Genomic DNA, 19,234 nt, shown 5'->3' with positions numbered 1-19,234 from the left:
GGTCGCCCTCGGACCCGGTGAGCCCGAGGGCGTGGATGTGCTCAGCCATGGGCGGCTGCTTCGTTCTCCCGGGGGCGGACCGTCTTCTCGGCGGCCGGCTCCGGCGCGGCGGCCGGCTCCGGTGCCGCGGCGGCCAGGCGGAGCTTGCGCCTGGGCAGGCCGAAGGTCGGGTGCGAGGTGGTCCACAGCGACAGCCTGAGGATGCCGGCCTTGATCCGTGCGGCCTTCCGGCCGCCCACGTACTTCGGCTTCGCCCGCGCTTCGTCGTCGACCATCTGCAGGACGCCGTCCCGCCGCCCGAGGCTGATGTGGTTGCCGTGGTAGTCCAGCCTGGTGTTCGGGATCTCGCGGCCGGTGAGGCGTCCCACGATCGCGGCCGTGGCCTGCATGGCGGTGTTGCCGGCCGAGGCGCAGGACATGGGCTGCGGCCGGCCGTTGTCGCCGATGGCGTAGGCGCTGTCGCCGGCGGCGTAGACGTCCGGGTGCGAAACCGACCGCATGGTGCGATCGACGACGATCCGTCCGTCCTCGGTGACCTCCAGCCCGCCGGCGGCGGCGATGGGGCCGGCCGCGAACCCGGCCGTCCACACGGTTGCCTCGGACGCGATGGCGGTGCCGTCGGCGCACAGCACCCGTGTCGCTTCGACGGCTTCGACGGTGGTGTGCTCCACGACGGTGACGCCCAGCCGGTCGCAGGCCCGGCGCAGGTGGCCGCGGGCCCCGGCGGAGAGCGCGGCGCCCAGCTCGCCGCGGGCGAGCAGCGTCACCGACAGACCGGGCCGGGACTCGGCGATCTCGGTGGCGGTCTCGATGCCCGTCAATCCGTCGCCGACGACCAGCACGCGCCCGCCTTCGCCCCGTCCGCCCTGCCTGTCCAGGTCGTCCAGGCGCTCGCGCAGACGCAGCGCCGAGGGCCGGCCGGTGACGTCGAAGGCGTGCTCGGCCACGCCGGGGACGCCGTGGTCGGCGGCGTGGCTGCCGAGCGCGTAGAGAAGGGTGTCGTAGCCGAGCTCGCCGTCGCCGTCGGCGTCGGCCACGGCGACGACCCGGCGCTCGGGGTCGACGGCGGTGACACGGGCCAGACGCAGCCGTATCCCCGTGCCCACGAAGACGTCGGCGAGCCGTGGGGCGTCGATCTCCTGGCCGGCCGCGAGCTGGTGCAGCCGCAGCCGCTGGACGAAGTCCGGCTCGGCGTTGACCACGGTGATCTCGGTGTCCGCCGGGGACAGCCGACGGGCCAGGGTCCCGGCCGCGTAGGACCCGGCGTAGCCGGCGCCGAGGACGACGATGCGGTGCTTCATGAGTCGCTCCTGTCGGTTCGCTCGCTTTCGGAGACTCGAGCGGAACGGCACCCCGATTCCTGACAGGAACCGGCTCCCGCATGTCCGCTGCCGACCACGACCGTCTCGGTCTTCCTGGTCACCCTGTCTCCTCTGTCTCAAGGTCGTTCGGCCCCAAGACACCGCACGACTGATCGCTGTGACAGCCTGTGAGGCAGATCACTGCACAGAAGAGGGCTCGGTCAGGTGAGCAGGCCGGCCGGCGACGCGGTCCTCCCGCGCGGGAGGCGTCCGGCGCGCGGCGGGTGGCGCGTCAGGAACTCGCCGCCGCGGGCGGGGTGGGAGCCGGCTGGAGGCGGACGCAACAGTGGCCGGGGCTGGGCTGGAGGCAGGCCTGGAGGCCGCTCTCGTCGACCCCTTCGAGCACGCCGCGGAGCAGGTGCAGGTTCATGCCGCACACGGTCTCGGTGTGGTCGCGGGCGAGCGCGTGGAAGGGGCAGTTGCCCAGGACGATGGCCTCACCGTCGTGGCGGGGTTCGAAGCCGTTCTCCTCCAGCAGCTCGAAGACACCCACGGGCGCTCGTCCGGGGAGCTGCGTGCCCAGCTCGTGGGCCTTCCGGTGCAGGACGGCCCGTACCGGTTCGCCGGTGGCCTCGGATTCCTCCAGGGCTTGGGCGAGGAGCCGTCCGGCCAGTTCGTAGTGCCGCTCGGGCAGGCTGACGGTGACCTGCCTGGTGGAGCGTTTGTAGAGCTTGGCGGGCCGGCCGGCTCCCGGGCCGGTGCGGCCGCTGCGCCGCTCGTAGACGACATCGAGCAGGGCTTCGTCGGCCAGGCGGTCCAGATGGAAGGCCGCGGTCTGCCGGGGGAGGCCCAGGGCGGCGGCCGCTTCGTCGCGGCTGACCGGTCCGGGCCTGCGTACGACGTGGTCGTACAGCCTCCTGCGGGTCGGCTCGTCGAGAGCGGCGACGGCGGAGACGGCGGAGACCTCGGCGACCTCGGAGGCGACGGCGGAGGCATCGGGGTGGGGTGCTTCTTTCGGGTGGTCCACGAACACCAGTGTAAAACCCACAGCCATTGACTAAAGAAGGTCTCCGCGCTTCTATAGTCAGTGAGAGTTGTCGATAGAAGGAAGTGGCGCCATGTCGTCCGCAACCACAACCCCCGTCTCCGCCACCCCCCGGCGGGCCGCGCTCGCCGACCCCGGCTACCAGGCGTTCGTCGTCCTGCGCACCGGGTTCACCGTGGCGCCGATCCTGTTCGGGCTGGACAAGTTCGCCAACCTGCTCGTGGACTGGCCGGTCTATCTCGCGCCGTGGATCGACGACGTCGTTCCCGGCAGCGCCCAGACGGCCATGTACGCCGTGGGCGTCATCGAGATCGTCGCGGGCCTCGTCGTCGCCCTCGCCCCGCGCCTCGGAGGCTGGCTGGTGGCCGGATGGCTGGCCGGCATCATCGTCAACCTGCTGACCATCCCGGACCACTACGACATCGCGCTGCGCGACTTCGGCCTCCTGCTGGGCGCGGTCGCCCTCGCTCGGCTCGCCCAGCGCTACCACCGCACCCGGCAGCCGCACTGAAGCCCCGCGGCGGACCCGGACGGCGGCAAGGCGGGCGAGCGACAGAGGACTCACCCGCCTCGGCCGCGCCCGATTCCCCCCGTGAGAGGCCGTCACACGCGGCGTGCGAGCGGCCCACCGGTCCGGATGGGAGGGTGGAGGCATGGGAGCCATCAGAGGTTCTCCGGGGACAGGAGCCCACCCGGGCGCCTGGGCCGGAGGCCTGAGGAACGGCGGCTACGTCCCCTTGCGCGCGTACGCGGTCATCGGCGACGGGCGCACCGCCGCCCTGGTCGCCGGGGACGGGGCGGTGGACTGGCTGGGCGTGCCCGACATGAACTCCCCGGCCGTGTTCGGCGCGGTGCTGGACGCCTCGCGCGGCGGCCGGTTCCAGCTCGAGCCGGCCGTGCCCTACCGGGCGGAGCGCCGCTACCTGCCCGGCACCAACGTGCTGGAGACGACCTTCCGCACCGGTGCGGGCGCGGTGCGGGTCACCGACGCGCTCACCCTGCACGACGACACGGCCCTGACGCCGATGAGGGAGCTGTCACGGCGTATCGACGGGCTGTCCGGATCGGTCCCGCTGCGCTGGAGCGTCAGGCCCCGCTTCGGCTACGGCGCGCTCCCCACGAGGTTCGCCCGGCGCGCCGGGGTCCCGGTGGCGACAGCCGGGAGTCAGGCGCTCGCGGTCTGCGCCTGGGAGACCGGCGAGCCCGTGTGCGAGGGCGACGCGATCGGCGGCCGTTTCGAGCTGCCGCAGGGCCGGCGCGCCATGATCGCCGTACCGTTCGCCGATCAGGAGCCGCTCGTGCTGCCGGCCCGTTCCGAGTGCGAGGCGCGCCTGGACGCCACGTGTGCGGCCTGGCGGCGCTGGACGCGCGAGCGGACGTACGAGGGCCGCTGGCACGAAGCGGTCATACGGAGCCTGCTGGCACTGAAGCTACTGGTCTACGCACCTTCCGGTGCGGTCGCGGCCGCGGTGACGACCTCGCTGCCGGAGGAGATCGGCGGTGAGCGGAACTGGGACTACCGCTTCTCGTGGGTGCGCGACTCCGCCTTCACCCTGGCTGCCTTCCTGCGGCTGGGCTGCCCGGCGGAAGCGCACGCCTACTTCTGGTGGTTGATGCACGCCTCCCAGCTCACCCACCCCGTCCTGAGCGTGCTGTACCGGCTGGACGGCGGACACCGCACCCCCGAGAAGACCCTGCCCTGGGAGGGGTACCGCGGCTCGGGACCGGTCCGCGTGGGCAACGCCGCGGTCGGCCAGGTCCAGCTCGACACCTACGGCGAGCTGATGCAGACGGCCTGGCTGTACGCCCGGGCCACGGGACGGCTGGACGCGGACCTCGCCCGCCGTCTGGCCGAGCTCGCCGACCTGGTCTGCGCGGCCTGGCGGCGACCCGACGCGGGTATCTGGGAGGTGCGCAGCCGGCCCCGCCATTTCACCCAGTCGAAGATGATGTGCTGGGTGGCGCTCGACCGCGCCGCGGACCTCGCCCATCGCGGACTGATCCCCGGCCGGCGCCTGGCCCGCTGGCACGGCGCACGCGAGGAGATCGCCGCGTTCATCGAGACCCGCTGTTTCTCCCCCGGCCGCGACAGCTACGTCCGCGCCGCCGACGGTCAGGACCTGGACGCCGCCGTCCTGCTGGGTCACCTCTACGGATACGGCGGCGAGCGGCGCACGCGGGCCACGGTCGCAGCCCTGGACCGCGAGCTGCGGCACGGGCCCTACGTCGACCGGTATCGGGGTGAGGACGGACTCGCCGGCGGTGAAGGGGCCTTCCTGGCCTGCTCGTTCTGGCTCGCCGAGTCCCTCGCCCGCACCGGTCGCGTCGCCCGGGCCGTCGAGCTGATGGAGGAGTTGGTCGGGCTGGCCAACGACGTCGGCCTCTACAGCGAGGAGATCGACCCCGCCACCGGTGCGTTCCTGGGCAACCTTCCCCAGGGGCTGAGTCACCTGGCGCTGATCAGCGCCGCCTGCTCGATCACCGCCGCGAGCGAGGACACGGCGTGCTGAGCGCCTGGGGGGCCGCGGCGGGGGCCTTCGTGGGCACACTGGCGCTGACCACGGCGCTGCGGGCCGCCAGTGAACTGGGCATGACCCGTATGGATTTGCCGTTCATGCTCGGGGCCGCGGTGACCGTCGACCGGACCCGCGCCAAGGCCATCGGCTACCTGATGCACTTCCTCAACGGCCAGATCTTCGCGTTCCTCTACTTCGCCGTCTTCCTCGCCATCGACCGCGGCGGCTGGTGGCTGGGCGCCCTCTTCGGCCTCGCGCACGGCCTGTTCGCCGGCACCGCGCTGGTCAATGTCCTGCTGCCTCTCGTCCACCCCCGGATGGGCAGTTCACTGACGAGCGCCCCGGAATCGGCCCTGCTCGAACCACCCGGTTTCCTCATGCGCAACTACGGCCCCAGCACACCGCTGGTCACCGTCCTCGCGCACGTCGGCTACGGCGCCATCGTGGGAGGCTTCACCTCGCTCGGCGTCTGACCCACGGATCTCGGGAGCGGGAGTCGTGCAGGAGCGCCTGCCCGAGCAGCCGACCCGCCGCGGGAAGGCACTCTCCGGTGCGAAATACTCTCGCGATGAGTTCACGCACTTCCCCGGTCAGCCAGTCGATCACGATACGGAGGGCCGTCGCGCGGGATGCCAAACGGCTCACGCGGCTCGTGCGTGGCTCAGGCGCCTACGCGGGTAAGTACGCGGCCGCAGTCGCGGGCTACCGGGTCGGGCCTGATTACATCGAGGCCCACCGCGCCTTTGTGGCCGTCGGCGCCGACGAGCATGGAGGCCGGGTCCTCGGGTTCTACTCGCTCGTTCTCGATCCACCGGAGCTCGACCTGCTGTTCGTCGCCGACGAAGCGCAGGGACGGGGCATCGGTCGGCTGCTCGTCGCGCACATGCAGTCCGAGGCCCGTTCCGCCGGGCTCGACCGTGTCAAGGTCGTGTCGCATCTTCCCGCCGAGGACTTCTACCACCGCGTGGGCGCAGTGCGGATCGGGACCGCGCTCGCGACCCCGCCCGCCGTGCCGTGGGACCGTCCCGAATTCGAGTTTCGCGTTTCTTCGGAATGACGCGGTGTGCCGGTTCGCAGGGCACCCGGCTTCGCCTGCGTCGTGGCCGGCATGCAGACCCGCTGGACGCCGCGCGCTCCCTCCCCCCTGCGCGAGACGGCGGTGTACGTCCCGGCCCAGATCGTCGGTGCGATCGCGGGCGCGATCCTGGCGGATGCGATGTTGGGCGAACCGCTGGTCACATGGTCCACGCACGATCGCTCTGCCGGGTGACGCGGTCGGGCGCGGTCGCGCTGACGGGCAGCTGCCCGGCCGGCCTCGTCCGGGCTTGACCTTCGAGTCGGGTCGAAGGTTTACCGTCGCAGCATGACCACGTACCGCATCTCACAGCTGGCCGAACGCTCCGGGGTCCCGGCCACGACGCTGAGGTTCTACGAGACGGCCGGCCTGCTGCCCGCCGAGCGGACCGCGTCCGGCTACCGGGTCTACGGCCAGGACGCGGTCGAACGCCTCGCGTTCATCTCCTCGGCCAAGGTCCTGGGCCTGCCGCTGGAGGAGATCCGCCACCTCCTGGCCGTGTGGGAGCAGGGAGTGTGTGCGGCCGTACGGGCCCGGATGCTGCCGCTGGTCGCCGACCGGATCGCTGACGCGGACCGGCGTCAGGCCGAGCTGGCGGCGTTCTCGGCACGACTGGCCGAGGTTCACGAACGCCTGTCGGGCCCTGCCCCGGAGGGTGCCTGCGGCCCGGACTGCGGCTGCACGAGCGACGCGGCGGCTCCCGGACCCGTGCCGGTGACCTTGTCCGCGAGGCGCCCGGCTGCCACGGATCAGGAGGCATGGCGTGAGGCGCCGGTCGCCTGCACGCTCGGTTCCGGGCAGCTCGGTGAGCGGACCCGGCAGTGGCAGGCCCTGGTGGGCAAGGCGTCCGGCCGCGAGGAGATCCCCGAGGGGGTGCGGCTGACCTTCCCCGCCAGGCCCGAACTGGCCGGTGAGATCGCCGCGCTCGCGGCGGCCGAGCAGGACTGCTGCGCGTTCTTCGACTTCACGCTGCGGATGACCCCGGCCGCGCTGGTCCTCAGCGTCCGTGCTCCGCACAGTGCTGCTTCGCTGCTCGACGACCTGTTCGGAGTGACCGCATGACCGACACCTCTCCTACCCCATCCGCGTCCCCTTCGCCGCGGCCGTCCGGCCGGTGGGGCAAGGTGATGGCCGGTCTCGGGGCGCTCGCCGCGTGCGCGGTCTGCTGCGCGGGTCCCCTGCTGGCCCTCCTCGGCGGCGTCGGCCTGGCCTCCGCTGTCGCGGCCGTGTGGGTGCCGGCCCTCGCGGCGGTGGCCGTGGCCGCGGTTCTCGCCCTCGTTCTCCTACGGCGTCGTCGGCGCTCGGCGTCGTGCCGCAGCGGCGACCCGGGCCCGGTCGACCTCGGTATGCCGGCCGTGGCCGACCGTCCCGGCCGCTGACCCGAGGGCCGGTCCGGAGCCCGGTCACCGACCTGTGAGGATGGACGGGTGTGCCCCACCGCGGGCAGTACTGGTGTCGGGCAAGCAGGACAGGCGAGGGAGTCGTACGGGTGTCGCAGGAGCCGCGGTCGCTGGTGCGGCGGATGGAAGACCACCAGGTGGTGATCTATCTGGGCGCGATGGCGGCGGGTGCCGTTCTCGGGCTTTCCGCTCCCTCTGCCGGGCCTGGCCTGGAACACGCGATCAACCCGGTCCTGGGTGCCCTGCTGTTCGTGACGTTCCTCCAGGTCCCCGCCGGCGAACTCGTGCGCTCGTTCAGGGACTGCCGGTTCCTGGCCGCCGCCCTGGTGGTGAACTTCTTCGTGGTGCCACTGGTGGTCGCCGCGATGTTCACGTTCCTGCCCGCCGAGCAGGGCGTGCGCATCGGCGTCCTGCTCGTCCTGCTGTGCCCGTGTGTCGACTACGTGATCGTCTTCAGCGGCCTGGCCGGCGGGTCCGACCGCCGCCTGCTGGCGGCGACTCCGCTGCTGCTGGTCGTGCAGATGCTGCTGCTGCCCGTGTTCCTGTATGCGTTCATGGGCTCCGAGCTGGCCGACATCGTCGAGATCGGCCCGTTCCTGGAAGCCTTCCTCACTCTGATCGTCGTCCCGCTCGCTCTGGCCTGGCTGCTCCAGGCGTGGGCAGGACGCAGGCCGGCCGGGCAGAAGGTCTCCGACGCCGCGACCACCACGATGGTCCCCCTCATGGCCGTCACCCTGCTGGTCGTCGTCGCCTCCCAGGTCCCCAAGCTCGGCGGGAACCTCACGGACGTCGCCGTCGTCGTCCCCTTTTACGTTCTCTTCCTGCTCGTGATGGCCTTCGCCGGAACGGCCGTCGCCCGCCTCTTCCGCCTCGACGTCCCCAGTGGGCGGGCTGTGGTCTTCACCGGCGCCACCCGCAACTCCCTCGTCGTGCTGCCCCTGGCCCTCGCGCTGCCCGACACCTACGCCATCGCAGCGGTCGTAGTGGTCACCCAGACCCTCGTCGAAGTCATCGGCATGGTCGTCTACATCCGCACCGTTCCCCGCCTCCTGCCCACCCACCCCGCGGACCGGCAGGCCGCCGGCACGCCGTGACCGGCCCCGCCGCGTTCAGCGAGGCTCGGACAAGGGGTCCGCACGGACTCCTCGGCGGTGAGCGGCCTCTTTAATTAGATGGAAGTCTATGTTGACGCTTGTCGATGTAGGTGTCATGCTGGACGTGTTAGGTATCGACAAACGTCGAAACAAAGGGGCGTGTCGTGGCTGTGCCCCACCACCAACACTCCGAGCGCCGACCAGTTGCCCGTGGTGGGCGTCGGAGCCGGCCCGAACGGCCTGGCCGCTGCCGCCCACCTCATCGAGCGCGGCCTCGAACCGCTGGACCTGGCACCCCGCTTCCCTCCGACGACTGCTGAACTCCCCACCCACTCAAGGAGGTTCGCCATGCCATCCCGTGTACAGCTCGCCCTCCGCGTCCCCGACCTGGCCGGGTCGGTGGCCTTCTACACGAAGCTCTTCGGCACCGAGCCCGCCAAACTCCGCGACGGCTACGCCAACTTCGCCATCGCGGAGCCCCCGCTCAAGCTCGTCCTGATCGAAGGCGCCGCGGGTGAGGCGACCCGCCTGGACCACCTCGGCGTCGAGGTCGGGACGACCGAGGCGGTTCACGCCGCCACGACCCGCCTGAGCGAGGTGGGCCTGGCCCCCGACGTGGAGAACGACACCACCTGCTGCTACGCCCTCCAGGACAAGGTCTGGGTCCACGGCCCCGGACGGGAACCCTGGGAGGTGTACGTCGTCAAGGCCGACGCCGACGCCCTGACCAAGCGGCAGGGCAGCGCCTGCTGCGCCGCCCCGGCGGACCCGGCCGCCGCAAGCAGTTGCTGCTGACCACCCGACCCCCGACCTCACACGAGCCGAGCCGAGCCGCGACCGGAACGGGAGACCGGGACCGGATGGCGCAGGAGTCGGAACCGTGGCCTGATCAAGACTGGGCTGCAGCCGCCGTGTCCACGGTCACGCCGTCGGCCCGGCTGGTTCGCTGAGTCTGCTGTACCCGCCACCCGTACCGGGTGATGCCACGCGGCTTGTAGATCGAAAGGGCCGTGTTCGCGAGCAGGACGACGACGGCGGCAGCGGCGTCGAACACGAGCTGAACCCTCATACCGTCGAGGTCGCTGCCGGACAGGCTCGTCCGCGCGGCCGTGTCCGCCACGTGGTCGACCACCTGCATGTGCAGCAGGAGGAGGAAGGTGGCCACGACGGTCAGCGCGAGTTTCGCCAGCACCCAGTAGTGGCGCAGCAGACCCCAGGGGGTGCCCAAGGACTGCGCGAGCCCGGTCAGCAGAGAGGCGAACGCGAGCGGGACGATGACGTACCAGCCGGTCACCTCCATCGCGAGGTAGGCGCCCCGCACGCGCTGGGCGTCCTCGCCGGTCAGGCCGCCGATGGCAAGGGCCAGAAAGGCGGCGACCGACCCGAGCCAGCCGACCGAGGACGCGACGTGCGCGGTGAGAGCGACCTTGCGGAGGCCGGACGGCATCGCCATCAGTGGCCGCCGTGCAGGCCGGGTCCCATGGCGCCGGTCAGGTGCAGGATCAGGAACAGGGCAACGACGGCCAGGGCCAGGGCGCCGGATATCTTCACCCAGCGCGGGGCGGGGGGTGCCGTCCCGTGGCCGGGCGCGGATTCGGACGACGAGTCGGTCATGCGGATCTCCTGGTTCAGGCCGGTGCGGAGGGCTGCCCCTCCCCGTGCGCAACTCTTATCGAGACACTGTGTCTACGTCAAGCCGCGATGTATCGAAGCCGTCGCCGCGTACACTGAGCGCGTGCCGAAGCTGTGGAACGAGACCATCGAGGAGCACAAGCGCGCCGTACGCGACGCGGTGCTGGAGACCACGGCGACGCTCGTGGCCGAGCAGGGGATGCGGGGCGTGACGATGTCACGGATCGCCGAGGAGAGCGGCATCGGCCGGGCCACCCTGTACAAGTACTTCCCGGACGTCGAGTCCATCCTGGCGGCGTGGCACGAGCAGCGGATCGCCGGCCATCTGGCCGAGCTCGCCGAACTCGGTGACCGTCCCGGAACCCCCGGCGAGCGGCTCGAGGCGGTGCTGGAGCGCTACGCCTTCATCCAGCAGCAGCGGCACGGGCATGGGGGAGAGCTGTCCGCCGCCCTGCACCGGGGCGACCATGTGACGCACGCCGAGCACCATCTGCGCCACTTCATCCGCGGGCTGCTGGCCGAGGGGGTCCAGGCGGGCGAGGTCCGCGACGATGTCTCGCCGGACGAACTGGCGGCATATTGCCTGCACGCCCTCACCGGCGCCGGAAGCCTGTCATCGAAAGCCGCGGTGCGGCGGCTTGTCACGGTGACCCTGGCCGGCCTGCGTCCCCAGGACTGACCCACCGGGGCGTGGAGAGCCGGTGCCCTTGCGCTGGAGGCTCGGCCGCAGCGGCCGAAAGCGTCCCGAGTCCGAGCGTCGCGAAGACCGAGGACGCCGGGCACGCCGGGCACGCCGACGACGGTCACAGCCACTGATGCGAAGGCGCCGTCCCTGCGCCCGGTCCGATGGGCTGGGCGTCGGGACGGCATCAGTGTGCGGGGAGCGCTTGCACCGGAGGGATCAGTGCCCGCCGCTCGATTCGACGGCGAGGCGCTTGGTGAAGGTTCGGCCGCCGTCCTTCGACTCGTACACGCCGTCCTGGGTGGCGGCCAGCACATGCTCGGCGCCGACCGCGGTGAGCGCCTGCGGCCGGCCGCCGGGCACGGTGGAGACCTTCGTCCAGGTGGCGCCGCCGTCGCCGCTGCGGTTCAGGGCGCCTGCGGGGTCGATGCCGTAGAGGGCGTTCGCGGCCTTCCAGGAGAGGAACGCCAGGACCGGTTCCTTGCCCTTGGTGAACGTGCGGCCGCCGTCGGTGCTGCGGGCCACACCCTCGGCGGTGGTGGCGAGGACGAGGCCGGGGTCGTTCGGGCTGACCGCGATGTCGAAGGCCTCGAGGCTCGCCCCGTCCTTCCAGGTGGTGCCGTCCTTGGTGGTGCGCAGCAGGGCGTTGGTGGCGTCGTAGCCGTAGACCGTGCCGTGCGCGTGGTCCAGCGCGTGGAAGTCGGACTCGCCGGACAGGGACAGCGAGGTCCAGGTCTTGCCGGCGTCGGTGCTCTTGATCAGTCCCTTGTTGCCGCCGGAGGTGGGGTGGCCGCTGGCGTAGAAGGTTTTGTCCTCGGCGACGGTGAAGCCCATGAAGTCGTCCTTGCTGTCGCCGACGAGCTTCGGCTCACTGTTGGCGTCGGGGGTGTAGACGCCCTCGTGGGTGGCGACGTACAGGCGCTGGTCGGAGGGGTCCAGGCCGAGACCGTGGATGTGGCTCACGGTTGTCGCGGACGCGGCGGACGAGTCCGCGCCGTCTTCGCTGGAGCACGCGGCCACGGTCAGGGCGAGAACCAGGGCGGCGGCTGTCGCGGCGGTATGGCGCTTGTTCATGGTTCCTCGGGAGTCATCGGGTGCGCGTCGGCGCGGAAGGCCGTGAGGGCGCGGGTGAGGGGGAAGTGCGGGGGCGCCCGCCCGGGCTCCTGGGCGCGTGCGCCGTGGAGCCCGGGCGAGCAATGTGGGGTGCCTCAGAGCCGGTCGAGGATGCTCTGCAGCTGCTTGACCTCGGCGGACTGGCCCTGGACGATGTCGCCGGCCATCTTCTTCGCGTCGGCGTTCTTGCCGTTCTTCTGCTCGTCCTTGGCCATGGTGATCGCGCCGTTGTGGTGCTCGATCATCATCTGGGCGAACATCTTGTCGAACTCGGTGCCCTTCATGGCCTGGAGTTCCTTCATGTCCGCGTCGGACATCATGCCGTCGCCACCGTGACCGTCGCCGTGGTCCATGCCGGGCATGGACTCCATCGCGGTCGGCTTGTTCCAGGACTCCAGCCAGGACTTCATCGTCTTGATCTCCGGGTCCTGGGCCTGCTCGATCTTCCCGGCGATGTCCTTGATCTCCGTGTCGGAGGCACGGCCGTCGGCGAGCTTGGCCATCTCCAGGGCCTGCTCGTGGTGGGGGATCATCATCTGCGCGAACGTGACGTCCGCGTCGTTGAAGTCCCCGGCCTTGGCCCCGGCCTCGGCGGTCGCCGTTGCCGCCGACGACGACGAGCCACTGCCGTGGTCCATGCCGCTCATGTCGTCGCCGCCGCAGGCGGACAGCAGCAGGGCTCCCGTCGCGGCGATGCTCACGGCCGCGAAGGAGCGGGCGGGCTTGTGGCGCAGGGCACGCGTGAAGGCAGTCATGATCGATTTCACCTCGGGTGTGTGGTTCTTCTGGCTGTTCTTGGGCGTGAGAGACAGCGGGTTCGCGCCTGGTGCGCGCCCGCGAGGGTGTCTCGGCCTACAGCCGAAGGACCGACAACCGGGTGAGATCGGGGCCGCGTGGCGGCGGGTTGGGGTACAGCACTGCGGCGACCTGTGCACGAAGGTTCGCCAGCCAGTCCGGGTGGCGGGCGAGCGCCGAGCGGACGAGCGCGGTGAGCGCCCAGGCGGCGAGCAGGACGGCCAGGCAGAGGGAGAGCATGTCCATCGCCATGGCGGGCATGTCGGTGGACGGTGCTTGATCGGGAGCGGCCGTGTGCTCCGATTGCGCCGAGGCCGGAGCCGCGGCGACCTCGTGCGTCGCCGCGATCGCATGGGTCGTCGGCGCCGACACGGGGGAGGCCGGGCTCATCTCAGCAGCATGTGAGTCGGTGGGATGCCCCACGGTGTGCATGACGAACACGCCGAGCGCGAGCACGACCACGAGCAGCAGGTGCCCGAAGGCGCCTCCTGTTCGCACGCACCGGCTCACGGTCACTCCCCGATCACTCCCAGAACATCCGGCGAGGGCCGCCGCGGCCCTCCGCTCCGACATTACCGAAACGGACCCTGACTGCTCAGGCTGTCGCGGCATCCTCGGAGAGTACCCCGCGGGGGTATGGAGGGCAATGAGGGTAGGGCAGCAGGGCCCTGCCTTTCGGCAGGGCCCTGCTCATCAACGGTGTGGATCGTGCGACTACTTGAAGGACCGCAGGCGCAGGCTGTTCGTCACGACGAACACCGAGGAGAAGGCCATCGCGGCGCCCGCGATCATCGGGTTGAGCATGCCGGCGGCGGCCAGCGGGAGGGCGGCGACGTTGTAGCCGAAGGCCCAGAAGAGGTTGCCCTTGATGGTGGCCAGAGTCTTGCGGGAGAGGCGGATCGCGTCGGCCGCCACCCGCAGGTCTCCGCGGACCAGGGTCAGGTCGCCGGCCTCGATGGCGGCGTCTGTGCCGGTGCCCATGGCCAGGCCCAGGTCGGCCGTGGCGAGGGCGGCCGCGTCGTTGACGCCGTCGCCGACCATGGCGACTGTACGGCCCTCGGCCTGCAGCCCCTTGACGACGTCCACCTTGTCCTGGGGGAGAACCTCGGCGATGACCTCGTCGATGCCGACGGAACGGGCGACGGACTCGGCGACGAGCTGGTTGTCGCCGGTCAGCAGGACGGGCTCGAGGCCCAGTCGGCGCAGCTCGGTGACCGCTTCGGCGCTGGTCTCCTTGATCGCGTCGGCGACTGTGAGGACGCCGCGTGCCTCGCCGTCCCAGGCGACGGCGACCGCCGTACGCCCCTCGGCCTCCGCGGCGGCCTTGGCCTCGGCCAGCTCGCGGGGCAGTTCGATGGCCCACTCCTCGAGAAGCTTCTCGCGGCCGACGAGTACGGCGTGCCCGTCGACGACGCCCTGGACGCCGAGCCCGGCGACGTTCTCGAAGTTCTCCGGCACCGGCAGACTGCCGACCCTCCCCCACTCTCGGCTTCGCTCGAGCGGGGAGACCCCCATGATCGCCCCGGCGGCGATGGCCTGGGCGATCGGGTGCTCGGAGGCGTGCTCCAGCGAGCCCGTCAGCCGCAGCAGTTCGCCCTCGTCGACGCCTTCGGCGACGTACACGTCGTGGAGGGTCATCCGGCCGGTGGTGACGGTGCCGGTCTTGTCCAGGACGACGGTGTCGACGCGGCGGGTGGACTCCAGGACCTCGGGGCCCTTGATGAGGATGCCGAGCTGCGCGCCGCGCCCGGTGCCGACCATCAGGGCGGTCGGGGTGGCGAGCCCCAGGGCGCAGGGGCAGGCGATGATCAGTACGGCGACGGCGGCGGTGAACGCGGCGGTGGCGTCACCGGTGGTGCCGAGCCAGCCGCCGAGGGTGGCGACGGCGATGAGGAGGACCGCCGGGACGAAGACGGCGGAGATCCGGTCGGCGAGACGCTGCACGGCCGCCTTGCCGTTCTGTGCGTCCTCGACGAGCTTGGCCATCCGGGCGAGCTGGGTGTCGGCGCCGACGCGGGTGGCCTCGACAACGAGCCGGCCGCCGGCGTTGACGGTGGCGCCGGTGACCGTGTCGCCGACGGTCACGTCCACGGGCACGGACTCGCCGGTGAGCATGGAGGCGTCGACCGCGGAGGCACCCTCGACGACGGTGCCGTCGGTGGCGATCTTCTCCCCCGGCCGCACGATGAACCGGTCACCGACCGCCAACTGACCGACAGGGATGCGTACTTCCTTGCCGCCGCGCAGCACGGAGACGTCCTTGGCGCCCAGCTCCAGCAGTGCCCGCAGCGCCGCGCCCGCCTTGCGCTTGGACTTCGCCTCCAGATACCGGCCGGCGAGGATGAAGGCGGTCACGCCGGCCGCGGCCTCCAGATAGATGGAGGACGACCCGTCGCTGCGCGAGATGGTGAACTCGAAGCCGTGCCGCATGCCCGGCATCCCGGCGTGCCCGAAGAACAGGGCCCACAACGACCAGCCGAGCGCGGCGAGCGTCCCGATGGACACCAGCGTGTCCATGGTCGCCGCACCATGCCGGGCATTCGTCCAGGCCGCCTTGTGGAAGGGGAAGGCGCCCCAGACGACGACCGGGGCCGCCAGGGTCAGCGACAGCCACTGCCAGTTGTCGAACTGGAACGCCGGGACCATCGCCATCAGCACGACAGGCACGGACAGGGCCAGCGACACGAGCAGTCGTTGTCTCAGCGAGAGCAGCTCGCTGTCCGCCGCCGCAGGCGTCTCGGCGCCCGTCCTCTCCTCGGTGGCCGGTGGCGGCGGCTCCTCGGCGGTGTAGCCGGTCTTCTCGACGGTGGCGATGAGGTCGGCGACCTCGATGCCTTCCGGGTACGAGATCTTCGCCTTCTCGGTGGCGAAGTTCACGGTCGCCGTGACGCCGTCCATCCGGTTGAGCTTCTTCTCGATGCGGGCGGCGCAGGAGGCGCACGTCATGCCGCCGATGGAAAGCTCGACCTCGGAGGCGGGCGCGGACGTCGCGCCGGGGGACGTCTTTTCGGGAGCCGTGCTGGTCATGCGTATCTCCAGGGAGAGGCCGGGACGCGCAGCGTCCGTATCAGCGGAGCGGCGCGCCCCGGCGCGGGATCACGGTAGTCCGGGGCGGATGCCCGGACGGGGCCTTCAGGCCCGGCCGACGAGCTCGTAGCCGGCCTCGTCGACGGCGGCCCGGACGGCCTCCTCGTCGAGCGGGGCGGCGGAGGTGACGGTCACCTCGCCGGTCTTGGCGACGGCCTTGACGTCGGTGACGCCCTCCAGGGCGGATATCTCCTGGCTGACCGCGCCTTCGCAGTGACCGCAGGTCATGCCGGAGACCTTGTAGACGGTGGTGACGCCGACGCCCTGGACGTCTGTCGCGGCGCCGGAGCCGCAGGAGCCGTCGGAGGAGCAGCAGGATCCGGAGTTCGTCTGGGTGGTCATGGGTGCTCCCTCAGGGTGTGGAGATGTGGGTCTGGTCGGGAGGGCTGTTCCGCGACTCCCGACGATGCGGACACTATACCCCCTGGGGGTATAAGGAACTTGTGATCCCACCCACACGCGCACGAGTCCGGTGAGGTGTGTGCTCGTGGGTGTACTGAGGCATGCGGCCCTTCACCTGCGCCGCACTCATGGAAGCTCGCGTCGGTGTGCCGCAAGTCGCCTCATGGCATGGCCTGGCCGCGGAGCGAGCCGTGGCTGCTCGGCCGCGGACGTGCGTGAGGGCCGCCGGATCGCCGTACCGGCGGCCCTGACCTGTGGGGAGTGGCCGCGCTGGTCAGCCGAGGGCCTGGATGAGGTCGTTGCACGCCTGTTCGCAGGAGCGGCCGGCTTCGGCGCACAGGCGGCAGTGCTCGTGCATGTCGGCGTGCGTGGAGCATTCGTCGGCACAGGCTTTGCAGGCGGTGGCGCAGGCGGTGAGCATCGCGCGGGTGATGTTGGCGTCGTATCCGGTGTGCCGGGACAGGACGGACGCGGTGGCGTTACAGATGTCGGCGCAGTCCATGTCGGTGCGGATGCACTTGGTGAGCTCGCCGACCATGCCCTCGGACAGGCAGGCGTCCGCGCACGCGGTACACGCCTGGGCGCAGGCGATGCACTCCTCGATGCAGCGGGTGAGCTTGTCGCGGTCGACCTGCCCAAGGTCGGCCGGGTACGTGGCGAGCATGTCCTTGACCGTGGTCATCACCAGTGGCCTCCTTCGGAACGGTGCCGGAGGGCGGCGGGCCGGGACGGCCGCGGGTTACCTCCCCCCGGCACCGTGCCGGGTTGGCTCCGGCCGGGCGGCGCAAACGCGGTCGGGGCCCCGTTCTGTCAGGGGCGCCCCGACCGCGTGGGCCTGTGTGTTCGCTTCGTCAGTGATAGGCGTGAACGACGGCGTGGCCCTTGCCGCGGCCGATCATCCACTTGTTGACCGGCGTGGTGATCAGGAAAGCCATCGCGAACCCGCCCAGCAGGGCCGACCAGAACAGCCCGTCGGACAGGTGGGCGTCCATCGCACCCGGCGTGAGGGCGATGATCGTGTTGTCGACCAGCTCCATCACCGCGATCGAGACGGTGTCGGCGGCCAGCGCGACCTTGATCGCGGTCTTGAGGTCCAGGCCGGCCCGGACCACCGCGAACAGGGTGAACGAGTAACCGAACAGGAACGCAAGCGTGATCGCCAGGACCATGGTGGGCACATTGCCCCACATCAAAGCGGTACCGATCACCATGCCGAGGATCTCGCCGATCGCGCACCCGGTCAGGCAGTGCAGCGTCGCCTTCACCGCCATGGCCCAGGACGCCCCCGCATGGGCGGCATGGTGAGCCGTCTGGCCGACATGACCGTGACCCTCGTGCGTGGTGTCGTCGTGAGTCGTGCCGGCGTGGTGAGCGCTGTGGTCCATGACCTTCTCTCCCCATTCCCGTCCGATGACGTGGCCCCCATCCGGGGGTCAACACTCCCGAAGCGTATACCCCCAGGGGGTATGCGGCAAAGGGTGATGCTGGTTCTCCAAGGGGCCGGTGCCGCCCGGGCCAGGTGCGGCCGGAGTTGGTGAGCGATTGCGGCCGCCAACCGTCGCCCGGTTGCGTCGAATTCAGATGCCGGCCCCCGAGTGCACGTCTTGGCGCACCAGGAACGGAGCCCGCGGTCAGGGGGCTCAGTCCCATGGAGGCCGGCGTCGGTGCTCAGGTACACGTTGCGGATACGTCGAGCGGCGACTCCGACGGTCGATGGCGAACACTCGGATGGCACTTCCGCCTGGCGGCGGAGGCGCCTGCGAGGGCAGCCATGAGATGGGCGGGCACGATCGCCACCGCGATCAGGTCATTTGCCGGCTCGTTGACTCGGTGTTTCTTGGGAGTTGGTCGATCACCGCTGAGGAACCGCTAGGATCACGGCATGGTTACGGCTCGGTCGCCCCTGCGCATCCCCTGGACCGCCATGGTTCCGGGGTCGTTGATGCGTGTGCTGGCCTTGGCCGTGCTGCTCTTCGGTGTCGTGATCACGCACGGCGTGCATGCCGGGAGTGTCCAGGGTCACATGGTGACCAGCGCGACTGTCTTCGGGGTGCTGCCGGACACGCAGGCCCGCGAGGGCGCGGAGGAGCAGTCCCCGCACCGGATGGCGGCAGCGGATGACCGCCACGACGGTCACGGGCCGTCACATCCAGGTCAGCAGTGTGCATCTGGGCAGCCGCCACACGGTTCGACCGTCGCCTGGCCCTGCTTTGCTGCATCCGTTCGCGAATCCGCCACCTCAGGGCATGGCCCTGCCGAGCGAGGCAAGCCCGGATTCGGTTTCTCTGGTGGCTCGTCATTCGCGGCCCTGAGAACATCCGTGGTGCAGCAGGTCTAGAGAGCAGGATTCCTCCATCCGGCCTTCCGGTTTTCACTGGTTCGCCTGACCTGCGCGGCGAGATCCGGGTTCTGTCCATTGGGAATCCAGGTCGCATTCACTTCACGCCGTCCTACCCCCACCCATGCATGCTGCCCTCCCGGTACGACCGGGAAGGTGACAGCCGCACGGAGGACCTGTGCCGTCACATTTCCCGATGCCGTTGTACGCACGGCGTATCTCGGCCGGCTCACCATGGCCGCGTCGGCTCGGCTCCCTGATCCGGGGTGTCCTGCTGGTGACGGTCGTCCTGTGCGCCGTCTTACACGGGCACGGAACCGACGAGGAGCCGCACCAGCCCACGCTCCCCGCGGCCGTGGCGTCGGAGGTGACGCTGGGCGAGGCACATCAGCACGGGCCGCACGCTCCACATCCGCCGCACGGTGCTGAGGAGTGCGTGCACGAAGCGGTCGTTCGTACGGCGGCCGAGGCACCGGAGCAGCCATCCCCGGGCGCGGATGGCCCGACGCCACTTGTCGCGGGGGCCCTGGCCCTCGGACACCCCTTGGCTCTTCGTGGGGCGCGCAGGCGGCGCCCACCGAGCAACGGCCGGACGCAACTCACCCGTACGGCCCGGTTGCGCATCTAGATCTCTCGCCCGCAGCCGGCATCGCAGGCTGCCGCGCGCCAGACGGTACTGAGCACAGATCGGCGATCCGCGCCGGTCGCCGTGGTGCGCGCGTGATGAATCCCGCCCCGTGTATTCATCGAGCGA

General features: G+C 71.0%; 21 protein-coding genes and 1 pseudogene. 10 read left to right on the top strand and 12 right to left on the bottom strand.

The features are described from left to right. Positions 1-41: 41 nt before the first annotated feature. On the bottom strand, positions 42-1,301 hold the full coding sequence (locus ALMP_RS13195; RefSeq protein ID WP_264927289.1) for an NAD(P)/FAD-dependent oxidoreductase: 1,260 nt from the start codon (positions 1,299-1,301) through the stop codon (positions 42-44). Positions 1,302-1,593: 292 nt separating this feature from the next. After that, positions 1,594-2,334, bottom strand: coding sequence for a helix-turn-helix transcriptional regulator (locus ALMP_RS13190; RefSeq protein WP_375803479.1), 741 nt, complete (start codon positions 2,332-2,334; stop codon positions 1,594-1,596). 85 nt (positions 2,335-2,419) lie between these two features. Between ALMP_RS13190 and ALMP_RS13185 the strand changes: the two genes are divergently transcribed. The 9 genes and pseudogenes from ALMP_RS13185 (at position 2,420) to ALMP_RS13145 (ending at position 9,226) form a co-directional block, all read left to right on the top strand. Beyond that, positions 2,420-2,857 (top strand): hypothetical protein, encoded by a 438-nt coding sequence (locus ALMP_RS13185; RefSeq protein ID WP_264927286.1) that lies wholly within the window; start codon positions 2,420-2,422, stop codon positions 2,855-2,857. A 142-nt stretch (positions 2,858-2,999) separates the two neighbouring features. Then, the gene (locus tag ALMP_RS13180) at positions 3,000-4,856 is read left to right on the top strand and encodes a glycoside hydrolase family 15 protein (RefSeq protein WP_264927284.1); all 1,857 of its coding nucleotides are present in this window, start codon (positions 3,000-3,002) and stop codon (positions 4,854-4,856) included. Further along, entirely contained in the window at positions 4,850-5,335 is a 486-nt protein-coding gene (locus ALMP_RS13175; protein WP_264927282.1) for a hypothetical protein, read from the top strand. The genes ALMP_RS13180 and ALMP_RS13175 overlap by 7 nt, the downstream gene beginning before the upstream one ends. Positions 5,336-5,430: 95 nt before the next feature. Beyond that, a complete protein-coding gene (locus ALMP_RS13170; protein WP_264927280.1) occupies positions 5,431-5,919 on the top strand; it encodes a GNAT family N-acetyltransferase in 489 nt (162 codons plus the stop codon). 90 nt (positions 5,920-6,009) lie between these two features. Beyond that, a pseudogene (locus tag ALMP_RS13165) lies at positions 6,010-6,129 on the top strand (aquaporin family protein); the annotation flags it as partial. Positions 6,130-6,225: 96 nt separating this feature from the next. After that, positions 6,226-6,999: a MerR family transcriptional regulator gene (locus ALMP_RS13160; RefSeq protein ID WP_264927279.1), complete on the top strand. Its 774-nt coding sequence runs from the start codon at positions 6,226-6,228 to the stop codon at positions 6,997-6,999. 65 nt (positions 7,000-7,064) lie between these two features. Further along, on the top strand, positions 7,065-7,316 hold the full coding sequence (locus ALMP_RS13155) for a hypothetical protein (protein ID WP_264927278.1): 252 nt from the start codon (positions 7,065-7,067) through the stop codon (positions 7,314-7,316). Positions 7,317-7,459: 143 nt separating this feature from the next. Then, positions 7,460-8,431: an arsenic resistance protein gene (locus tag ALMP_RS13150; RefSeq protein ID WP_375803478.1), complete on the top strand. Its 972-nt coding sequence runs from the start codon at positions 7,460-7,462 to the stop codon at positions 8,429-8,431. Between the two features lie 348 nt (positions 8,432-8,779). Further along, on the top strand, positions 8,780-9,226 hold the full coding sequence (locus ALMP_RS13145) for an ArsI/CadI family heavy metal resistance metalloenzyme (RefSeq protein ID WP_264927273.1): 447 nt from the start codon (positions 8,780-8,782) through the stop codon (positions 9,224-9,226). Between the two features lie 94 nt (positions 9,227-9,320). Here ALMP_RS13145 and ALMP_RS13140 read toward each other — a convergent pair whose 3' ends face one another. Then, positions 9,321-9,878, bottom strand: coding sequence for a hypothetical protein (locus tag ALMP_RS13140; protein WP_264927272.1), 558 nt, complete (start codon positions 9,876-9,878; stop codon positions 9,321-9,323). 5 nt (positions 9,879-9,883) lie between these two features. After that, positions 9,884-10,045: a hypothetical protein gene (locus tag ALMP_RS13135; protein WP_264927270.1), complete on the bottom strand. Its 162-nt coding sequence runs from the start codon at positions 10,043-10,045 to the stop codon at positions 9,884-9,886. Positions 10,046-10,166: 121 nt separating this feature from the next. Here ALMP_RS13135 and ALMP_RS13130 point away from each other — a divergent pair, with 121 nt between their 5' ends. Beyond that, on the top strand, positions 10,167-10,742 hold the full coding sequence (locus tag ALMP_RS13130) for a TetR/AcrR family transcriptional regulator (protein ID WP_264927267.1): 576 nt from the start codon (positions 10,167-10,169) through the stop codon (positions 10,740-10,742). 222 nt (positions 10,743-10,964) lie between these two features. Here ALMP_RS13130 and ALMP_RS13125 read toward each other — a convergent pair whose 3' ends face one another. The 8 genes from ALMP_RS13125 to ALMP_RS13090 all read right to left on the bottom strand — a co-directional run bounded on the left by ALMP_RS13125 (position 10,965) and on the right by ALMP_RS13090 (position 19,021). After that, on the bottom strand, positions 10,965-11,819 hold the full coding sequence (locus tag ALMP_RS13125; RefSeq protein WP_264927265.1) for a F510_1955 family glycosylhydrolase: 855 nt from the start codon (positions 11,817-11,819) through the stop codon (positions 10,965-10,967). 134 nt (positions 11,820-11,953) lie between these two features. Continuing rightward, on the bottom strand, positions 11,954-12,613 hold the full coding sequence (locus ALMP_RS13120; protein WP_264927264.1) for a DUF305 domain-containing protein: 660 nt from the start codon (positions 12,611-12,613) through the stop codon (positions 11,954-11,956). A 97-nt stretch (positions 12,614-12,710) separates the two neighbouring features. Beyond that, entirely contained in the window at positions 12,711-13,151 is a 441-nt protein-coding gene (locus ALMP_RS13115) for a hypothetical protein (RefSeq protein WP_264927262.1), read from the bottom strand. Between the two features lie 216 nt (positions 13,152-13,367). After that, positions 13,368-15,680 carry a cation-translocating P-type ATPase gene (locus ALMP_RS13110; protein ID WP_264927260.1) on the bottom strand — a complete coding sequence of 771 codons (2,313 nt, stop codon included), beginning with the start codon at positions 15,678-15,680 and terminating at the stop codon, positions 13,368-13,370. A gap of 105 nt (positions 15,681-15,785) precedes the next feature. Then, on the bottom strand, positions 15,786-16,082 hold the full coding sequence (locus ALMP_RS13105) for a heavy-metal-associated domain-containing protein (RefSeq protein WP_264927259.1): 297 nt from the start codon (positions 16,080-16,082) through the stop codon (positions 15,786-15,788). A gap of 334 nt (positions 16,083-16,416) precedes the next feature. Beyond that, positions 16,417-16,824: a four-helix bundle copper-binding protein gene (locus ALMP_RS13100; RefSeq protein ID WP_264927257.1), complete on the bottom strand. Its 408-nt coding sequence runs from the start codon at positions 16,822-16,824 to the stop codon at positions 16,417-16,419. Positions 16,825-16,993: 169 nt separating this feature from the next. Beyond that, entirely contained in the window at positions 16,994-17,527 is a 534-nt protein-coding gene (locus tag ALMP_RS13095) for a DUF4396 domain-containing protein (protein WP_264927254.1), read from the bottom strand. A gap of 1,254 nt (positions 17,528-18,781) precedes the next feature. Further along, complete coding sequence (locus ALMP_RS13090) at positions 18,782-19,021, bottom strand: hypothetical protein (protein ID WP_264927252.1); 240 nt, start codon at positions 19,019-19,021, stop codon at positions 18,782-18,784. Positions 19,022-19,234: the final 213 nt, after the last annotated feature.

This window comes from Streptomyces sp. A012304 (assembly GCF_026008495.1).
Lineage (GTDB): Bacteria > Actinomycetota > Actinomycetes > Streptomycetales > Streptomycetaceae > Streptomyces.
The sequence above is the reverse complement of the archived record's forward strand: the minus strand, read 5'-3'. Positions and strand labels throughout refer to the sequence as shown.

Bases quoted from the DNA above. Each gene is read 5' to 3' on its own strand.
- ALMP_RS13125 (WP_264927265.1), bottom strand. From the start codon at position 11,819: ATGAACAAGCGCCATACCGCCGCGACAGCCGCCGCCCTGGTTCTCGCC.
- ALMP_RS13120 (WP_264927264.1), bottom strand. From the start codon at position 12,613: ATGACTGCCTTCACGCGTGCCCTGCGCCACAAGCCCGCCCGCTCCTTC.
- ALMP_RS13185 (WP_264927286.1), top strand. From the start codon at position 2,420: ATGTCGTCCGCAACCACAACCCCCGTCTCCGCCACCCCCCGGCGGGCC.
- ALMP_RS13140 (WP_264927272.1), bottom strand. From the start codon at position 9,878: ATGCCGTCCGGCCTCCGCAAGGTCGCTCTCACCGCGCACGTCGCGTCC.
- ALMP_RS13150 (WP_375803478.1), top strand. From the start codon at position 7,460: ATGGAAGACCACCAGGTGGTGATCTATCTGGGCGCGATGGCGGCGGGT.
- ALMP_RS13095 (WP_264927254.1), bottom strand. From the start codon at position 17,527: ATGGACCACAGCGCTCACCACGCCGGCACGACTCACGACGACACCACG.
- ALMP_RS13145 (WP_264927273.1), top strand. From the start codon at position 8,780: ATGCCATCCCGTGTACAGCTCGCCCTCCGCGTCCCCGACCTGGCCGGG.
- ALMP_RS13135 (WP_264927270.1), bottom strand. From the start codon at position 10,045: ATGACCGACTCGTCGTCCGAATCCGCGCCCGGCCACGGGACGGCACCC.
- ALMP_RS13155 (WP_264927278.1), top strand. From the start codon at position 7,065: ATGGCCGGTCTCGGGGCGCTCGCCGCGTGCGCGGTCTGCTGCGCGGGT.
- ALMP_RS13160 (WP_264927279.1), top strand. From the start codon at position 6,226: ATGACCACGTACCGCATCTCACAGCTGGCCGAACGCTCCGGGGTCCCG.
- ALMP_RS13195 (WP_264927289.1), bottom strand. From the start codon at position 1,301: ATGAAGCACCGCATCGTCGTCCTCGGCGCCGGCTACGCCGGGTCCTAC.
- ALMP_RS13100 (WP_264927257.1), bottom strand. From the start codon at position 16,824: ATGACCACGGTCAAGGACATGCTCGCCACGTACCCGGCCGACCTTGGG.
- ALMP_RS13180 (WP_264927284.1), top strand. From the start codon at position 3,000: ATGGGAGCCATCAGAGGTTCTCCGGGGACAGGAGCCCACCCGGGCGCC.
- ALMP_RS13105 (WP_264927259.1), bottom strand. From the start codon at position 16,082: ATGACCACCCAGACGAACTCCGGATCCTGCTGCTCCTCCGACGGCTCC.
- ALMP_RS13110 (WP_264927260.1), bottom strand. From the start codon at position 15,680: ATGACCAGCACGGCTCCCGAAAAGACGTCCCCCGGCGCGACGTCCGCG.
- ALMP_RS13170 (WP_264927280.1), top strand. From the start codon at position 5,431: ATGAGTTCACGCACTTCCCCGGTCAGCCAGTCGATCACGATACGGAGG.